The sequence below is a fragment of the Streptomyces katrae genome, from assembly GCF_000966975.1.
GTDB classification, from domain to species: Bacteria; Actinomycetota; Actinomycetes; order Streptomycetales; family Streptomycetaceae; genus Streptomyces; species Streptomyces katrae.
Window position 1 is genome coordinate 1 of sequence record NZ_JZWV01001669.1, and the last position, 1278, is coordinate 1278.

Below are 1278 nucleotides of genomic sequence, written 5' to 3' on the forward strand. Positions count from 1 at the left end.
GGACCCGGATGACCCTGACCTGGGCCCGGTGCCGGGCGGCGTGTACGTGGAGCTGGTGGGCGGCCCGCTGGACGGCCAGCTGCTCGACGCGATCGGCTGGAGTCCGCTGGAGCTGGCGGACGGCGCCTTGCTGATGTCGGAGCGCGGGGCGTTCGGGCCGGGTGGCCGCAGCGCGTACGAGCCGGCCGAGGTCGATGGCGTCTACCCCAGCCGGTTCGGGTGGCGGGGCGACGTCCCGTAAGGGCCCGCCAGGTCAGGGGTGGGGCGCACGAGGGGCGCGGGCGGTGAGTTCGGCGAGGGTGGGCGCCGGCTGGCGCAGCCGCAGCGTGACGACGTGCTCGTCACCGGTGAGGGTGCGGGCGGTGAACCCGCCGACGAAGTGCTCGTCGCCGTCCTGGTAGGTGATGAGGGTGGCGGCGCTGTGTTCGGCGGCGTGCGCGATGGCGGACAACAGCTGGTCGGCGTAGCCGGACGCGCCGGGGGCGGGGCCGTGAAGGGCGAGCTGGAGGGGTTCGCGCATGCCGGTGAAGTGCAGGGCCAGGCCGCCGGGGGCGGGCTCTACCGCTACGAGCCGGTCGGCGCGGATCCGCGCCTGCCCGACGCACAGCCACACCGTGGACCGTCCACCCAACTCCGTCACATCCCTCTACGTCGGCTGGCCACCGTCAGCCCCCAGGGTGGCAGGACCGGAGACACCCGGTGTGGCGTTTCCCCACTCGCGGGGTTTCGGTATCCGAGCGGTGTGGTGTCGCTCCGGCTGGTGAGCCCGTACGGTCGCCGTGAGGGGCCGGCGGACGCCGGCCCGGTTCGGGCCGGGGAGGCGTGTGTGGAGTCGCCGCAGGTGACGGTGAAGGCGGAGCCGGACGGTGTGTGGCGGATCGTCTGCGCGGGTGAGTTCGACCTGGACACGACGGGGAAGCTGGAGGCCGCTTGTCAGGGCGAGGCGGCCGGCGCGCGCCTGTTGGTCATCGACGTCACCGGTGTGGCCTTCGCCGACTCGTCCTTCCTCAACGTTCTCATCCGGCTGCGCAACACCCGCCCGGTGGTCCTGGCGGGGCCGTTGCCGCACCAGCTGGAGCGGCTGCTGGAGATGACGGGCGCGCGGGCTCTGTTCACGATCCGTGACGGTCAGGCACCGGAGGCCTGACCACCCGGCCCCTGGCGGGGAGAGGTGTCTGCTGGGTCGTGGAGGACCAGCAGGCACTGGTTGTCGCGTACTTCCACGGGCAGGCCGGCCGCGCGGAGCGCGGCGGCCAGGGCGAGCGTGAAGGCGTGCCG

At 73.6% G+C, this 1278-nt stretch carries 3 protein-coding genes; 2 read left to right on the forward strand and 1 reads right to left on the reverse strand.

What is annotated here, in order from left to right:
• A partial coding sequence (locus VR44_RS39965) for a hypothetical protein (protein ID WP_045952604.1) occupies positions 1-241 on the forward strand: 241 nt, incomplete at its 5' end.
• A 12-nt stretch (positions 242-253) separates the two neighbouring features.
• Here the strand turns inward: VR44_RS39965 and VR44_RS45790 are convergent.
• Positions 254-640, reverse strand: coding sequence for a hypothetical protein (locus VR44_RS45790; protein WP_157880569.1), 387 nt, complete (start codon positions 638-640; stop codon positions 254-256).
• A 186-nt stretch (positions 641-826) separates the two neighbouring features.
• On the opposite strand from VR44_RS45790, the gene VR44_RS45795 reads away from it, so the two are divergent.
• On the forward strand, positions 827-1147 hold the full coding sequence (locus tag VR44_RS45795; protein WP_052714047.1) for an STAS domain-containing protein: 321 nt from the start codon (positions 827-829) through the stop codon (positions 1145-1147).
• Positions 1148-1278 lie beyond the last annotated feature (131 nt).